The organism is uncultured Xylophilus sp., from assembly GCA_913776965.1.
In the GTDB taxonomy this organism is placed as follows: Bacteria; Pseudomonadota; Gammaproteobacteria; order Burkholderiales; family Burkholderiaceae_C; genus Xylophilus.
Genome location: CAJYQL010000124.1, coordinates 1 through 15,971 on the forward strand (window position 1 = coordinate 1; position 15,971 = coordinate 15,971).

The 15,971-nt window shown below is 69.2% G+C and carries 11 protein-coding genes; 8 read left to right on the forward strand and 3 right to left on the reverse strand.

Annotated elements, in window-relative coordinates; translation table 11 throughout:
• The 3 genes from QZ500_RS17500 to QZ500_RS17510 form a co-directional block, all read right to left on the reverse strand.
• On the reverse strand, positions 1-1,312 hold a 1,312-nt coding region (locus QZ500_RS17500; protein WP_295857025.1), incomplete at its 3' end, for a GMC family oxidoreductase.
• A gap of 197 nt (positions 1,313-1,509) precedes the next feature.
• Entirely contained in the window at positions 1,510-3,816 is a 2,307-nt protein-coding gene (locus QZ500_RS17505) for an NADP-dependent malic enzyme (RefSeq protein ID WP_295857027.1), read from the reverse strand.
• Positions 3,817-3,982: 166 nt separating this feature from the next.
• A complete protein-coding gene (locus QZ500_RS17510; protein ID WP_295857029.1) occupies positions 3,983-5,356 on the reverse strand; it encodes a UDP-glucose/GDP-mannose dehydrogenase family protein in 1,374 nt (457 codons plus the stop codon).
• An 87-nt stretch (positions 5,357-5,443) separates the two neighbouring features.
• Between QZ500_RS17510 and QZ500_RS17515 the strand changes: the two genes are divergently transcribed.
• From QZ500_RS17515 to QZ500_RS17550, 8 genes are all read left to right on the forward strand, one after another.
• The gene (locus tag QZ500_RS17515) at positions 5,444-6,397 is read left to right on the forward strand and encodes an SLBB domain-containing protein (RefSeq protein WP_295857031.1); all 954 of its coding nucleotides are present in this window, start codon (positions 5,444-5,446) and stop codon (positions 6,395-6,397) included.
• Positions 6,398-6,458: 61 nt separating this feature from the next.
• The gene (locus QZ500_RS17520) at positions 6,459-7,799 is read left to right on the forward strand and encodes a GumC family protein (RefSeq protein WP_295857033.1); all 1,341 of its coding nucleotides are present in this window, start codon (positions 6,459-6,461) and stop codon (positions 7,797-7,799) included.
• The gene (locus QZ500_RS17525; RefSeq protein WP_295857035.1) at positions 7,796-8,728 is read left to right on the forward strand and encodes a polysaccharide biosynthesis tyrosine autokinase; all 933 of its coding nucleotides are present in this window, start codon (positions 7,796-7,798) and stop codon (positions 8,726-8,728) included. Before QZ500_RS17520 ends, QZ500_RS17525 begins: the two co-directional genes overlap by 4 nt.
• Entirely contained in the window at positions 8,710-9,999 is a 1,290-nt protein-coding gene (locus tag QZ500_RS17530; protein WP_295857037.1) for a hypothetical protein, read from the forward strand. The genes QZ500_RS17525 and QZ500_RS17530 overlap by 19 nt, the downstream gene beginning before the upstream one ends.
• Positions 9,996-10,946: a glycosyltransferase gene (locus tag QZ500_RS17535; protein ID WP_295857038.1), complete on the forward strand. Its 951-nt coding sequence runs from the start codon at positions 9,996-9,998 to the stop codon at positions 10,944-10,946. Before QZ500_RS17530 ends, QZ500_RS17535 begins: the two co-directional genes overlap by 4 nt.
• Positions 10,930-12,276 carry an O-antigen ligase family protein gene (locus QZ500_RS17540; protein ID WP_295857040.1) on the forward strand — a complete coding sequence of 449 codons (1,347 nt, stop codon included), beginning with the start codon at positions 10,930-10,932 and terminating at the stop codon, positions 12,274-12,276. The genes QZ500_RS17535 and QZ500_RS17540 overlap by 17 nt, the downstream gene beginning before the upstream one ends.
• Positions 12,273-14,648: a capsular biosynthesis protein gene (locus QZ500_RS17545; RefSeq protein ID WP_295857042.1), complete on the forward strand. Its 2,376-nt coding sequence runs from the start codon at positions 12,273-12,275 to the stop codon at positions 14,646-14,648. Before QZ500_RS17540 ends, QZ500_RS17545 begins: the two co-directional genes overlap by 4 nt.
• Positions 14,649-14,662: 14 nt before the next feature.
• Positions 14,663-15,946, forward strand: a complete 1,284-nt coding sequence (locus QZ500_RS17550) for a hypothetical protein (RefSeq protein ID WP_295857044.1) — start codon at positions 14,663-14,665, stop codon at positions 15,944-15,946.
• The last annotated feature ends 25 nt before the right edge of the window (positions 15,947-15,971 follow it).

Below are 15,971 nucleotides of genomic sequence, written 5' to 3' on the forward strand. Positions count from 1 at the left end.
GGTGCACGTCGGCGTGCTTCAGAAGGTGCTCCAGTTTCGCCCGCAGCCGCCGGTGCGCCTCCATGTTGTTTTCCGTCACGTCGAGCAGCACGCTGCCGTCGGGCCGCAGGCTGATCCGGTTCTCCGGGCGGGGCAGGTCCTCGCTCGACAGCCAGAAGTCCATCGCATGGTGCGCGAGCATGTCGAACGGCATGTCCGGCAGCCAGTCCAGCCAGCGCGGGAACTCCTCGCCGCGGATCTGCGCCGGATGGGTCTTGGCGCACATCTGGATCAGGCCCATCGGATAGTCCCAGTCGTTCGACGCGTAGTAGAAGTCGCTGACCGCGAGCGTCTTCTGGAAGACGGTATCGTTCGGTTCGCGCGCGACCGCCATCAGCACCGACTGGTTGTGGCGCATGTAATTGCGGCCGACCTGGTCCGAACCGTTGGCCAGGCCCGCGGGATGCCGGTCGTTGGCTGACCGCAGCAGCAGCAGGGCGGTGCTGAGCGCGCCGCAGGCCAGCACCACGATGTCGGCGGTGAGCCGCAGGGTCTCGCCGTCGTGCTCGGCGACCACGCCGGTCACGCTGCGGCCGGTGCCGTCGGTCTCCAGCCGCGTCACCAGGGCGCGGGTGAGCAGCGTGACGTTGGGCCACGCCGCGAGCGTGGGGTCCACGCAGACGACCTGTGCATCGGCCTTGCCGTTGAGCAGGCAGGGAAAGCCGTCGAACGCATCGCAGCGGATGCAGCGGCTGGTCGGCGTGGGGCGGCCGTCGCGCTCGTCGAGCAGGATGCCGAGCGGCAGGTGGAACGGGTGCGCACCCTGGCGCCGGAAACTCTCCGCCAGCGCGGTGATGCGCGGTTCGTGCGCCACGGCGGGGTGCGGATAGGCCGCGCTCGCCCAGGGTTCGAGCGGGTCTTCGCCGCGCTGCCCATGGACGTGGAACAGGCGTTCGGCCTCGGTGTAGTAGGGCTCGAAGTCGGCATACGCCAGCGGCCAGGCGGGCGACAGCCCGTCGACATGCCGCACCTCGCCGAAGTCGCGCTCGCGCATGCGCAGCAGGGCCGCACCGTAGACCTTGGAATTGCCGCCGACGTAGTAGTGCAGCCCTGGCTGGAAATGGCTGCCGTCGGCGCCGTGCCAGGTTTCGCGGGTCTGGTAGGCCCCGTCGACGAAGACCGTCTTCGCATCCCAGTTGGCCTGGCTGCGCGGCAGGTAGTCGCCGCGCTCGATCAGCAGGATGCGCTTGCCGGTCGGCGCCAGCCGGTGGACGAGCGAGGCGCCGCCGGGGCCGGAGCCGACGACGATCAGGTCATAGTGTTCGGACGACATGGGGCGGAAGCAGCAGGCGGCGAAGTTGCGGCAAATCATAGGTTTGCCGTTTCTGCGCCGCGCCCCGGCCGGGAGCAAAGCGGCGCCGTCCGACAGCCGCTTCGGAAAATCGCCCGTCTCCAGGATGTCAGGCGCAAAAAAAGCCGTTGCAGGCGCGGGGCACCTGCAACGGCTTAGGGGCCGGAAGCGTCAGGAACTCAGCCGGCGGCGTCCTGCGCAGCGGCCGCATGCGCGGCGGCCAGTGCGGTCATGTTGACCACGCGGCGCACGGTCGAGGACGGTGTCAGGATGTGCACCGGCGCGGCCGCGCCCAGCAGGATCGGGCCGATCGTCATGCCCTGGCCGCTGGTCGTCTTCAGCACGTTGAACAGGATGTTGGCGGCGTCTAGGTTGGGGCAGATCAGCACGTTGGCCGAGCCGGTCAGGGCGCTGTCGGTGAGGCCGGCATGCGCGCGCACGGCGGCCGACAGGGCCGCATCGCCGTGCAGTTCGCCATCGGACTCGATGTCGGGCGCCAGTGCACGGAAACGTTCGTGCGCCGCCCGCATCTTCAGCGCCGACGGTCGCGTCGAAGTGCCGTAATTCGAATGCGACAGGAACGCCACCTTCGGCGGCAGGCCGAAGCGCCGTACCTCTTCCGCCGCCGCCAGCGCGATGTGCGCGAGTTCTTCGGCGTCGGGCGATTCGTTGATGTACGTGTCGGCGATGAACAGGGTGTGCTCCGGCAGCATCAGCGCATTGAGCGCTGCGAAGCCATGGGCGCCGTCCTTCAGGCCGATCACCCCGCGGACATGCTCCAGGTGGTGGTCGTACCGACCGACCAGGCCGCACAGCAGCGCATCGGCATCGCCCAGCTTGACCATCAGCGAACCGATCAACGTGTTGGAGCGGCGCACCGCTGCCTTCGCCGCCTCGGGGCTGATGCCGTTGCGGCCCATGCCGGCGTGGTAGGCCTCCCAGTACTGGCGGAAGCGCGGATCGTCCTCGGGGTTCACGCATTCGGCGTTCTGGCCGAGCTTGATGCGCAGGCCGGCCTTCTGCACCCTCGCCTCGATCACCGCCGGCCGGCCGATCAGGATCGGCTTTGCCAGCTTCTCGTCGATCACCACCTGCACGGCGCGCAGCACCCGTTCGTCCTCGCCCTCGGCAAAGGCGACCCGCTGCAGCTTCGCCTTGGCGGCATTGAAGACCGGGCGCATGAACATGCCGGTCTGGTAGACGAAGCGGGTCAGGCTTTCGCGGTAGGCGTCGAAGTCGTCGATCGGCCGGGTCGCCACGCCCGAGGCCTGCGCGGCCTTGGCGACGGCGGGGGCGATCTTCAGGATCAGGCGGGAATCGAACGGCGTCGGGATCAGGTAGTCCGGGCCGAACACCAGTTCCACGCCGGGGTAGGCGGCGGCCACCTCGTCGCTGGTCTCGGCCTTGGCCAGGTCGGCGATCTCGCGCACGCAGGCGAGCTTTATGGCTTCGGTGATCTTGGTCGCTCCGCAGTCGAGCGCGCCGCGGAAGATGTACGGGAAGCACAGGACGTTGTTGACCTGATTCGGGTAGTCCGAGCGGCCGGTCGCGATGATGCAATCCGGACGGATCGCCTTGGCCAGTTCGGGGCGGATCTCCGGCTCGGGGTTGGCGAGCGCCAGGATGATCGGCTTGTCGGCCATCGTCTTGACCATCTCGGCGGTCAGCACGCCGGGGGCCGAGCATCCGAGGAAGACGTCGGCGCCGTCGACCACGTCCGCCAGGGTGCGGGCCTCGGTCGCCTGCGCATAGCGCTGCTTGGAGGCATCGAGGTTGCTGCGACCGTTGTGGATCACGCCCTTCGAGTCGACCACGAAGATGTTCTCGCGCTTCACGCCCAGCCCGACCATCACGTCCAGGCAGGCGATGGCGGCCGCGCCGGCGCCCGACACCGCCACCTTCACTGCGCCGATGTCCTTGCCGACCAGTTCCAGGCCGTTGAGCAGTGCGGCCGACGAGATGATCGCCGTGCCGTGCTGGTCGTCGTGGAACACGGGGATGTTCAGCCGGGCGCTCAGCTGCTGCTCGATATAGAAGCACTCGGGCGCCTTGATGTCCTCGAGGTTGATGCCGCCGAGCGTCGGCTCCATCGCCGCGATGATCTCGACCAGCTTGTCCGGATCGCGTTCGGCCAGCTCGATGTCGAACACGTCCACGCCGGCGAACTTCTTGAACAGGCAGCCCTTGCCTTCCATCACCGGCTTGCCGGCCAGCGGTCCGATGTCGCCCAGGCCCAGCACCGCGGTGCCGTTGGTGATCACGCCCACCAGATTGCCGCGCGAGGTGTAGTCGTAGGCGGCCAGCGGGTCGGCCTGGATGTCCAGGCACGGATAGGCGACGCCCGGCGAATACGCGAGCGACAAATCGCGCTGGTTCGACAGCGGCTTGGTCGGCTGGACGGCGATCTTGCCGCGAGTCGGCGTGCGATGGTATTCACGCGCGGCGTCGCGCAGGGCCTGTTCGGCGGCGGAGAGGTTGGAAGCCATGGGCAGGGCGGTCTTGCAGGACCGAGGACAGAGAGACGTAGAAAGGATCTTGAAAGGCAGATCGGCTATAGCATGCCGCGGGTCGCGGGGGCGACAGCTTACCCGCGCCGGCGCCCCGTGCAAGCTGCGGCGCAGCAGACGGGCGATGTGTGGCGGCGTAACCGCGCTAGCCGGCGCGGTCGGCGGCCCGCCCAATCGCGTGGTATTCGATGCCTTCGGCCTGCATGCGGTGGGGTGCGTACAGGTTCCGTCCGTCGAACACCAGTGGCTGGCGCAGGGCCGCGCGCAGCTTACCGAAATGCGGTGTGCGGAACACCTTCCATTCCGTCACGATCACCAGTGCGTCGGCCCAGGCGAGGGCTGCATCGGCGCTGTCGGCATAGCCGAGGCGGTCGAGCAGGGCGGGCCGGTCGGCCAGGTCGTGCGCGAACGCATGGCGCGCCTCGTCCATCGCTGCCGGGTCGTACGCCGTCACGGTCGCGCCGCGCTCCAGCAATGCCCGGACGATGTCGCGGCTGGGGGCGTCCCGCATGTCGTCGGTGTTCGGCTTGAACGCCAGACCCCAGAGCGCGAAGTGCCGCCCGTCCAGATCCTCCCCCAGGCGGGCGACGATCTTGCGGGTCAGCACCGTCTTCTGGCGGGCGTTGGCGTCTTCCACGGCCGCCACCACGTCGAGCGTCACGCCATATTGGCGGCCGGTATCGCGCAATGCACGGATGTCCTTTGGAAAGCAGGAGCCGCCGTAGCCGGTGCCGGCATACAGGAAGTCGTAGCCGATCCGGGAGTCGGACCCGATGCCCTGGCGGACCGCTTCGATATCCGCACCAACGGCGTCGGCGAGGTTGGCCAGCTCGTTCATGAAGCTGATGCGCGTCGCCAGCATCGCGTTGGCGGCGTACTTAGTGAGTTCGGCCGAGCGCACGTCCATGTAGAGCGTGCGGTGGTGGTTGCGGGTGAGGGGGGCGTACAGCTCGTCGAGCAGCGCGCGGGCGCGCTGGCCGTCCGGGCCGGCAGGCAGGCCAAGCACCACCCGATCGGGCCGCATGAAGTCGGCGATGGCGGCGCCTTCCTTCAGGAACTCCGGGTTGGACACCACCGCGAAGCCGGGATTGGCGCCACGTACCGCCAGTGCTGATCGGATGGCGTCGCCGACGTGGTCGGCCGTGCCGACCGGCACTGTGCTCTTATCGACCACCACCGTGAAGTCGTCCATCGCGGCGCCGATGCTGCGAGCAGCCGACAGCACATAGCCCAGGTCGGCCGATCCGTCTTCCGCCGGCGGCGTGCCGACCGCGATGAAGACGATGCTGCGGCCTGCGATCGCCTCTGCCGCGTCGTCGGTGAAGTGCAGCCGCTCGTTCGCGAGGGCCTGCTGTACCAGGAGATCGAGCCCGGGCTCGTAGATCGGAATTTGGCCCTTGCGCAGCCGTGCCACCTTCGCGGCGTCGGTGTCCACGCAGGCCACGTCCACACCGAGGTCCGCGAAGCAGGCCGCGGTCACCAGTCCGACGTAGCCCGCGCCCATGACGGCAATCTTCATCGCTTCATCCTTGTCCGGACCTGCCTGCGGCGGTCGAGTTGGTACACTGAAACCTCCGACTAGTTTAGTAACAACTGCGCCCCTTCCATGCCGAAACGTCGGGCCCTCACTCCTGCGCTGTCTGGACGATTCGCCGGGCGCACCTTCTTATTGGCGGCCTGGCTCGCGACGAGCCTGCTGGCTGTATCCGCACCGGTCTCCGCGCAAACGCCGACCGATCCCGGGCGTGCGAATACCCTGCTGCCGGCCGCACCTGGCGTGCTGGCGACCCAGGCGTTGCCGACCTCAACGATCACCAACACCCGTGTCGGTGCGGGCGACGTGCTGCGGGTCACGGTGTTCGGTCAGCCGGATCTGTCGGCGGAGGTGGGCGTCAACGAGAAAGGCACGATCGCCGTCGCGCTTGTCGGCAATGTGCCGGTGGCGGGCCTGACCGTCGGCGAAGTTGCGACGCGGATCGCCGATGCCTTGCGAAACGGGGGCTATCTGCTGCGCCCGGAGGTCTCGGTCGAGGCGATCCAGGTGCGCAGCCAGATGGTGTCGGTGCTCGGCGAGGTGCGCCAGCCCGGCCGTTACCCAATTCCCGGGCGGCTGACGGTCCTGGAACTGCTGGCGACTGCCGGCGGATTGACTGAGCAGGCCGACGCTTCGGTCACCCTGCTGCGACGGCCCGACCGGGCAGAGGGCGCTGCTGGTGGCGACGGCGAGCGCATCCCGGTGCGGTTGGGCGACAGCACGGGGCTGCCGGAGCGCACGCCGCTCGACGTCGAACTGCGGACCGGCGACGTCGTCTACGTGGATCGCAAGAAACTTTTCTACATCCACGGCGAAGTCAATCGTCCCGGCGCCTATCCGATGGAACCGGGCATGACCGTCATGCGGGCGATTGCCATCGGTGGCGGCATGAACCTGCGGGCGTCGGCCCGTCGGATCGACATCAACCGCACCGTCGACGGCGTGCCCCAGCCTCCGGTACGGTCGGGCCTCGCCGCGCCGGTGCAACCCGGCGATGTCGTGTTCGTCAACGAGAGCCTGTTCTGACGTGACGCCTGCTGTTCCCGTATCCGGCGGCGCTGGCCTGTCGTCCAGCCAATTGGGGGCCATGCTCGGCGCGCGCCGGCGCCTGATACTCGTCGTGACCGGCACCACGGTGGCGCTGACCGCCGCAGTGCTGATGGTGGTGCCGCGCACCTGGACCGCCTCGTCTGACATCTACATCGACTACAAGGCTTCCGATCCGATCGGCGGGCGCCAGTTCTCCGCAGTGCTCGACGAGAGCTATCTGCAGACACAACTCGACATCCTCACCAGCCAGGCGGTGACCGAGCGGGTGATCGACCGGTTGGGCCTGCGCCAGACGGCCGACTACCGTGCCAGCGTGGCCAGTCTGGGCGAGGAGCGCGCCCATGCCCAGCTGGTCCGCCGCATCGGCGAGAGCACCCAGGCGGCAAACAAGCGCTTCAGCCGGGTGATCGAAGTCTCGTATTCGGCCGAGCAGCCCGAGCAGGCCCGCGATTTCGTCAACGAAATCGTGCGTTCGTACATGGAACTGAGCGCACAGATCGCATCGAACGCTGCGCGCTCCCGGAGCGAACAGTACAACGCGCAGCTGGAAAAACTGCGCAAGGATGCGAACCGCATCCAGGACGAACAGACCCGCTACCAGCAGCAGGTCGGCATCGTGACGCTCAACGAACGGGATGAGGCCCTCACCAACGAACTGTCCGGCCTCACCAATACGCTCGCGACGGTCCAGAACCAGCGCCAGGAGGCGCAAAGCCGCCAGCAGGCGACCGACACACTGTTGCGCAGCAGCCGGCCCGAGCAGCTGCCCGACATCTCCAGTCAGCCGGCGATCACCGACCTGAAGTCCAAGCTGAGCGATGCGGAGCGCAGGCTATCGGAAGCCCGCACGGTGCTCGGGCCGAACCATCCGCGCACGGTGGCGCTGGTGTCCGAACGCGATGCGTTGCAGGCCCGCCTCGCGGGCGAAGCGCGGGCCGCCGTCGAAGCCCGGCGGCTCGACGCGAGCCGACTGGCGGGGCAGGAGCGCGAACTTCGGCAGCGGATCGCCGCGCTGCGCCAGACGATCCTCGACCAGAAGCAGCACCGCGACCGGCTGGTCGCTTACCAGCGCGAACTCGAAGGCGCGGAACGCGTCTACAACGCGGCCACGCAAAAATACGACGAACTGCTGATGGCTGGCAACATCAGCGCCGTGAACCTTGCTGTCCTCCGGCCTGCGGAGACGCCCACCACGCCCTCCAAGCCTAAACGTGCGGCAAGCCTCGCGGCCAGCGTGCCGGTCGGACTGGCGCTCGGACTGGCGCTGGCGCTGCTGCTGGAGTTCGGCACGCGCCGCCTGCGCAGCCGCGACGATCTCGACCGCCGTTTCGCGTTGCCGGTGCTCGGCCAGATCGGCACGCACGTCGTCCGACCATGAACACGCCCCAGGAATCCAGCGTCGCCGAGCCATCGCCGGACAAGATCGGCGACCGTTTCGTTCACGCGGGGCTGCTTACCCCGGACCAGGTCGCTCGCATCGTCGCCCATCAGCAATCGCACGGCGTCCGTTTCGGCGAAGCGGCGGTTCAGCTGCGGATGCTGACCGACGCCGATGTGCAGTCGGTCCTGTCGCAGCAGTTCCGCTATGCCACCGCGCTCCAGCCGCCCGCAGGCATCGATCCGTCGCTCGCGATCGCGCTGTCGCCGTTTTCCGGCGAGGCGGAGGCGGTGCGCCGTGTGCGGGCCGAGTTGTCGATCCGGCTCAGCGCCTTGCCGAAGCTGGCGGTGGCGGTCGTCAGTCCGGGTGCCGGAGAAGGCAAGAGCTACCTGGCGGCGAGTCTGGCTGTGGCCTACGCGCAGTCGGGCCAGCGCACCCTGCTCGTCAACGCCAACCTGCGGGCATCGGGCCAGCGCGATCTGTTCGGTACCGGCTTGGGCGAAGGGCTCTCGACCATGTTGGCCGGCAGAACCGCCGTCCTGCCCGGCTCGCCGGCACCGGGCTTCCCGCTGTTGCACGTGCTGGGCCCGGGCCCGCAGCCGCCGAACCCGCTGGAGATCCTCGCCGAGCCTGCGCTGGAGCGGCTGCTGGCGCGGTTTTCCGAGGATTTCGACGTGTTCATCGTCGATACGCCGGCTGCTGGCCAATCCTCCGACGCGCAGGTCATCGCGCGCCAGGTCGGCCAGTGCGTGCTGGTCGGCCGGCAGCATGTCACCCGTCTGCAGGATCTCGCCCGTGCCGAGGAGCAGATGGCGACGGCAGGTGCCCTGACGGTGGGAGTCGTCTACAACACGTTCGATGGCGGCGAGCCGGGGCCGCGCCGCGGCGGTCCGCTGCGGCGGCTGCGGTCATGGGTACGCCGGGGCTGACGCTGCCCCGGGGCCGGCGGCTGATCGCCGATTCGGTGGCGTCCCTGCTGGACCAGGGCATGCTGAGCCTGCTCAATCTGGCGGTCGGCTTGCTGCTCATCCGGCTGACCACCAAAGACAGCTACGGGCTCTACGCCCAGTTGTACGTCGGGGGCGTCTTTGCGGCGACCGTGCTCGACGCGGTCGTGACCGGTCCGCTTACGACCGTCGCATCGGGCCTGCCGCTGCAGGAGCGGCATGCCATGGTGTTGCGGCTCGCGCACTACCAGCGCCGGCTGGCGGCAGCACTCGCGCTCCTGTGCGGCACGGTCGCGGCAGCGGTCGTCGCCTGGGTCGGTGCCGATGTGCATCCTCTGCTGCTCGGCCTGACGTTCGCGGCCTATGTCTATGGCGCTGCGCTGAGGGAGTACGCGCGCAGCGTGTCGTTCATGGAAGGCCGGCCGCTCGCGGTGCTGCGGATGGACGGCTGGTACACGCTCGCGGTAGCTGCCGGCCTGGGCGCGCTCGCCAGGTTCCATGCGCTGACGCTCCCGGCCGTGATGCTGATGCTCGCGGTCGCCAACCTGGTGGCGCTCCGGCGCCAGGACCTGTGGCCGGCGGCGCCCCAAGACCGCGCAGCCTACCGCGCGGCGGTCTCCGAGGTCTGGCGGCGCGGCCGCTGGTCGCTGCCGGGCGCCATGGTCGCCTGGGCCACCAATTACAGCTACCTGTACCTGGCTGCCCTGTGGCTGGGCGCGGCGGCCTCGGCCGATCTCAATGCCTCGCGTCTGCTGCTGATGCCGATCTCCCTATGCGTGCTCGCCTGGTCGCGGGTGGCGCGTCCGCACGCGGTGCGGCTGCTCGCCGAGCAGCGGCATGCCGAACTCGGGCGCTACACGATCGCGTCGGTGATCGGGGTGGAGCTGCTGACTTTCGGTTATGTGGGTGTACTCTGGCTGGCGCTGCCCTGGCTGGAGGCCCATGTGCTGGGCGCCAAATACGCCGGTCTCGAGACGCTGGTACTGGCATGGGGCGGGTATTTCGCACTGAATGCCGCGCGCTGGATCGGTTCTGCGCTGCTCAGCAGCGGCAATCGATACCGCATGCTGCTAGTCAGCGGCGTCCTGTGCTTGGTGGCGATGCTCGCCGCGTCGGCCTATGCGATCCCGCGTTGGGGCGTGTGGGGCGCCGTGCTGGCCCTGGCGGTGGTGGAGGTTTTGGACCTGCTGCTGATCTGGTGCATCCTCCTGCCCCGCGCTCGCCGCGATCTGCGGCCGGAGGGCGCGTCGTGAACCGCGCAAACGCAGCGGATGCCGCTGTGCAGGTGAGCGTGTGCATCTGCACGTTCCGCCGGCCGGAATTGCTCGACGGGCTGCTCGCGTCGCTGGCCGCGCAATTGCCGCCCGGCGGCAGCGCCGAGGTCGTGGTGGTGGACAACGATCCCGACGCCTCCGCAGCGCCGGTGCTCGCCCGCTGGTCCGCGCGTCTGCCCCTGCACGCGCTGCATGTGCCGGTGCCCAACATCGCCGTGGCGCGGAATGCGGCGATTGCGGCGGCGCGGGGCGCATGGGTTGCCTTCATCGACGACGACGAAACGCCGGACTCCGGCTGGCTCGACACCTTGCGCGCGGCCCAGCAGGCCCACGGTGCCGACGCCGTCTTCGGCCCGGTGCTACCCCGACATGTCGCCACGACGCCGGCGTGGCTGCGCGATGGCGGATTCTTCGACCGGCCCCGCTTTCCAACCGGGACGCCGATCACGACCCGCGACGCCCGCACCGGGAATGTGCTGATCCGGCGGTCGCTGCTCGACCGGGTGCACGCCGCCGGCGAAGGTCCGTTCGACCCTGCCTTCGGCCGCACCGGTGCCGAGGACACGATGTTGTTCCATGGACTGCTGGCACTCGGCGCCCGCCTGGTCTGGTGCGACGAGGCGACGGTGCAGGAAGAGGTCCCGCCGGCGCGTGCCACCGTCGGCTGGCTGCTGCGCCGCTCCTACCGGCTGGGCCAGACCTACATGCGCTCCGAGATCGCCCGCCGGCACGGGCTGGCGCGCTGGGTGCGTGCCGGCTGGCTGGGCCTGCGCGCCCTGGTCCAGGCCGTGGTCGCTGCCGCGCTGGCGGCGGTACTGGGGCCGTTCTCGCGCATCCGTGGATTGCGCTGGCTGCGCGCCGCCGTCGCGCAGGTCGGCAAACTGAGTGCCCTGACGGGCCATCGTTACCATGAATACGGCGGTTGACGGCACGTTGCGCCTGCCGGCGCAGGGCGATACCCCTTCGTTCGACACCTGGGTGGTCCGGTTGCTGGTGGCCCTGAGCTTCTGCTTTTCGCTGCTGCCCCCGGGCCTGGATTTCAGCCGGTTCGAGGACGCCGGCGAGGTGAGCCTGGCGACCGGGTCGCTGGCGATGCAGGTGCAGTTCGGCAGCCTCTACCTGCTCGGTGCCTGGATGGTCTGGCGCCACCGCGGCTGGTCGCTGCCGCGGCTGCAGGGCATGAATCCGCTGCCGCTCGCCTTGCTCGCCTACTGCGCGGTGACGCTGCTCTGGTCGCCCTATCCGGTGGTCACGCTGAAGAAGGTCATCCAGTTCGCGGGCTTCATGATCGTCGGCATGGCGATCGCGCCGCCGGTCGGGGGTGCACACCAGTTGCTGCGGACGCTCGCCGGCACGCTGACGGCGCTGCTCGTGCTGTCGGCGGTGGTGGTGGTGGTCAATCCGACGCTGGGCATCGACCGCGAACTCGGCAACGCCTGGCGCGGCGCCATGTCGCAGAAGAACACGCTCGGCATGATCGCGGCGATCAGCCTGCTGCTCTGGTTGCGCGAAGCCCTGGTCGGCGGCTGGCTGCCCCGCGGCGCCTGCGTCGCGGCGGCGGTGCTGAGCCTCGGGATGCTGCTGATGGCCAAGAGCAGCACCTCCATCCTGGTAACCGTCCTGGGCGCCACGGTGTACCTGATGCTGCGCCGTCGATACCTGACGGTCCGGCGGCCGTGGTGGGTTCTGATTTTCGCGACGGCGGTCCTGCTCGGGCTGGGCGTGCACCTGTTCCACACGGTCACCGGCCGCCTGCCGACCTGGGACGACATCGCGGGATCGATCGGCCTCATCTTCAACAAGCAGTCGGACCTGACCGGGCGGACCGCGATCTGGGAACTGGTGATGCTCGAAGTCCAGCGGCATCCGTTCTTCGGCATCGGCTACGGATCGTTCTGGCTGGGCGAGGGCAGTCCGTCGCAGTACATCATCGACGCGCTCTACTGGATCCCGCTGCAGGCCCACAACGGCTACCTCGACCTGCTCAACGAACTGGGTGTCGTCGGGCTGCTGCTGGCGGTGGGCGTGTTCGGCTGGCATGCGGCCCAGCTGGGCCGGCTTCTGTCCTTCGACCGGGAGGACGGCGCGTTGTTCAGCGCCTTGTTCGCCATCCTGCTGGTCAGCAACATAACCGAGAGCGAAATGTTCCGCGGCACTTTGTTCCACACCATCCTGTTTCTGTATTCCTCGGTGATCGTCTCGTCGCGGCTGGTGGTCGCACGCAGCAGCGCAACCGCGGTGGAGGGCCGGCCGTGACGGGTCGCCTGGTTCTGGCCGCATGGGCGGCACTGGGCGCCGCGCTTGTCGCCGGCGCCGCGACCGCCCAGCCTGCCGCGTATGTGCAGGACGGAGCCGGTGTCCCTTTCTATCGGTTCGCGGTTTCCGAAGACACGCTCGGCGGCGCGCCCGACCGTTCCGCCATGAACCGGCCGCTCGATGCCGCGTCGCGCATGGTCGCGCGCGACGGGCATTTCTGGCGGGTGGGCGCCGACGGCCGGCCCGGCACGGCGGACGACGAACGGCTGCGGCTCTACGGTGTGAACCTGTCCTTCGCCGCCAATTTCCCGTCGGCGGCCGATGCGCCGCGGCTGGCACGGCGCCTGCGCAAGCTCGGCTTCAACGCGGTGCGCCTGCACCACCTCGATTCGGCGCCGGACACGCGGGTCGACCCGCCGCGCAGCGTGCTGACGCCCGGGCCGTTTCCCACCTTCCAGCCGGCCGCGGTCGAGCGGCTGCGCGGCTTCGTGGACGCGCTCGCGCGGGAAGGCATCTACGTCAACCTGAACCTGCGGGTCGGCTACCGCTTCCGTCCGGCGGTGGACGGCGTGCCGGCGCTCGACGGCGGTGCCGCGGCCGCGCCGCACACCTCGCCCCTGTACATCTACACGCCGCGCATGATCGCGCTGCAGGAGACGTACGCCCGCCAGCTGATCCGCGGCCTGGGCCTGAGCGGTCAGCCTTCGCTCGCGATGGTCGAGATCAGCAACGAAGCATCGCTGCTGGGCGCCTGGCAGCGCCGCGAATGGCAGGCCGCGGTGCCTGCGGCCTATGCGCCCGAACTGCAGCGGCAGTGGCAGCAGTGGGTGGTGCAGCGTTACGGCTCGGCCGGCGCGGCCTGCAGTGCCTGGGGCAGCTGTGCCGGCCCTTCGGGCCCGATCGACCTGCTGTCGCCGCATGATGCGCAGGGCCCGGGGTCTGCGTCTTTCACGCAGGTGCTCCAGAAACTGGAGAGCCGGGTCAAGACGCTGTCGCGCGACCTGCTCGGCTCGGCGGCGGCCGACGAGCCGGCCCCGACCGGACGGGCGCTGCGCACCGCCGACTTCCTGCGCTTCCTGGCCGACACGGATCGCCGCTATTTCGACCGCATGCGGCGGGTGGTCCACGAAGAGACCGACGCCCTGGTGCCGGTCACCGGCACGCAGATGGGCTACGGCGGGGTCCTCAACTTCGATTCCAACGAAGGCCAGGACTACATCGACGAGCACTACTACGCCGACCACCCGGACTTCCCTGGGACCGACTGGGATCCGTACAACTGGCGCATCCGCGATGTGTCGCTCGGCGCGGCGAAGGAGCAGGACATGCTGCTCGCACTCGCGTTCCGCCGGGACCGGCGCAAGCCCTTCGTCGTCAGCGAGTACAGCCAGCCCTTTCCGAACCGGCAGGGTTCCGAGGCCGCGCCGCTGATCGCCGCGGTGGCGGCGCTGCAGGATTGGGACGGCCTGTTCCTCTTCGACTATATGGACGGCGACCTCTGGAACGAGGCACCGGTCGGTTTCACGTTAGCCGGAGAGTGGGGCAAATACGCCCTCGTCGGCACGGCCGCCCAGCTGTTTCGCACGCCCTTGGTGGCACCGCTGCGCGACCGGCTGGAGGTACCGCTGCCGGCCGCCGCGCGGCTCGCCATCGGGGCGTCCGGCGAATATGCCGCGTTCGAGCGCTGGCTCGCCAGCCGCTACGGCATCACCCCATCGCTGGCCTTGCAGCGGCGGATCGCGATGGTCGTACCCGAAGGCGCCGCGCCGCTGACGCAGCGGCTCGACACGCTGCCGCTGTTGCGCGATGCCGCGCTGGAGGCGGACCGCACGCGCGGCACGCTGCTGCTCCGTGCGCCGCAGATCCGTGGCTTCTTCGGGATGGCCGGCACGCAGGGCCGCCTCGGCGATTCCACAGCGTCAGTCGAGCTGGCACGCGAGGCGCGGGGCTTCGCGGCCGTGACGCTGGCGAGCCTGGACGGCCAGACGGTCGGGGCGTCGCGCCGGCTGCTGGTCGCGATCGGCTCGGCGGTGCGCGGCACCCAGCCCGGATCTTCGCCGCCGCGGCCGACCGATCTGGTGCGCTACCGGGGCGAGGCGCAGCGCTGGACGTTCGAGCCCGATCCGAATGCCCGCGGCAAGAACGGCGGCTCGCGCGACACGGTGGGACCGGTCTGGATCGAGCGGGTGCCGATGCAGCTGCGTTTCGCCACGCAGCTGCGCCAGGTCGCGGTCTATCCGCTCGACGGTGCAGGGCGGCGGTTACCGGCGCTCGCAGCGGACAAGGTGCGTGTGGCCGACGGCGTGCTGACGCTGCAGCTGCAGGCCGAACCGTCCCAGACCAGCCCCTGGTACGAGGTGGTCGCGCCGTGACGGTGCGCCCGGCCGTGTCCGCCCGGCTTCGCCGACGCCAGCGGTCGGCCGCGCTCGGCTGCCTGCTCGCGTTCGTGCCCTTTGCGGGCGGTGCCACGACCGAGTATGCGGTCGAGGTCGGCAAGGGTGTCGAGGGTGTGGACAACCCGTTCCTGTTCCCGCGGGGCAGTCCCGACCCATTCAACCGCAGCGACACGATCCACACCACCAACGTCGGTGCGGCGATCCGGATGCCGCTGCCGTCCGACCGCAGCTTCCTCGCGATCAGCGGAGCGGCGTCGCGCCAGGACTACCAGGCGATCGACTCGCTCGACCACACCCAGAAGCAGTTCGACGCGCTCTACCAGTGGGAATTCGGCCAGTGGCTGCGCGGCCGGCTGCGCCACCGGTTCGACCAGCGGCTCTACAACTACTACGCCGGCCGCTTCACCCAGCTGGAGACGCCGCGCAACCAGGAGGATCTGGTCGAAGTGGCGCTGCGCATCACGCCGCAGCTGGACCTGCCGGTTACCTACAGCGAAAAGTCGCTGCGCTACGACGATGCGGGGCTTGCGCAGCGCTACGACAGCCAGGACCGTGGTCTGCGACTGGCCCTGACCTATACCTCGGGCACCAAATCGGTGTTGTCGGTCGGGGTGCGGCAGACGGAGGTGAATTTTCCCCAGCGGTCGGCCGAGCAGATCGCGGCCATCGACTCCGGCTTTACCGACCGGGAAGCCTTTGCCGAGGTGGCATGGCGCTACACCGAGAACACCATCGTCATCGGCCGCATCGGGCGGCTCGACCGGCGTTTCGCGAGCTTGGCGAACCGCAACACCCAGCTGATTGCGACCGAACTCGGCGCGGACTGGCGCTACTCCGCGAAGACGCAGTTCAGCTTGCGCGGCTTCAATCGCCCGCAGTCCAACGACCAGGCCGACCTGCGGCTCTACGTGGTGTCGTCCGGCATTTCAGCACGCGGCATCTGGGACGCGACGGCGAAGACGCGGTTTTCCCTGACCGGCTCCTACGAGCTGCAGAAGTACCAGTCGTTCGAGGACGTCAACGGCATCGGCGCCACCGGGCGCGACCGGGTGTCGCGGCTGACGGCGCTGATGGAGTACGCTGCCACGCCCCAGCTGCTGCTGCGGCTCGAAGGGTCGCGCGAGTATTTCCGTCCGGACCCGGCTTTCTCGAACGGCACCGGTTTCGCGCGCAATGCCGTGCGGCTCGGCATGAACTACACCTTCGAGAACATGACCGGTAGAAACCGTGCCCGCCAGCAGCTCGACCAGCTGCGCTACGAGAGGATCCGGTGAGGGCCTCCACCACCATCATCAGGAG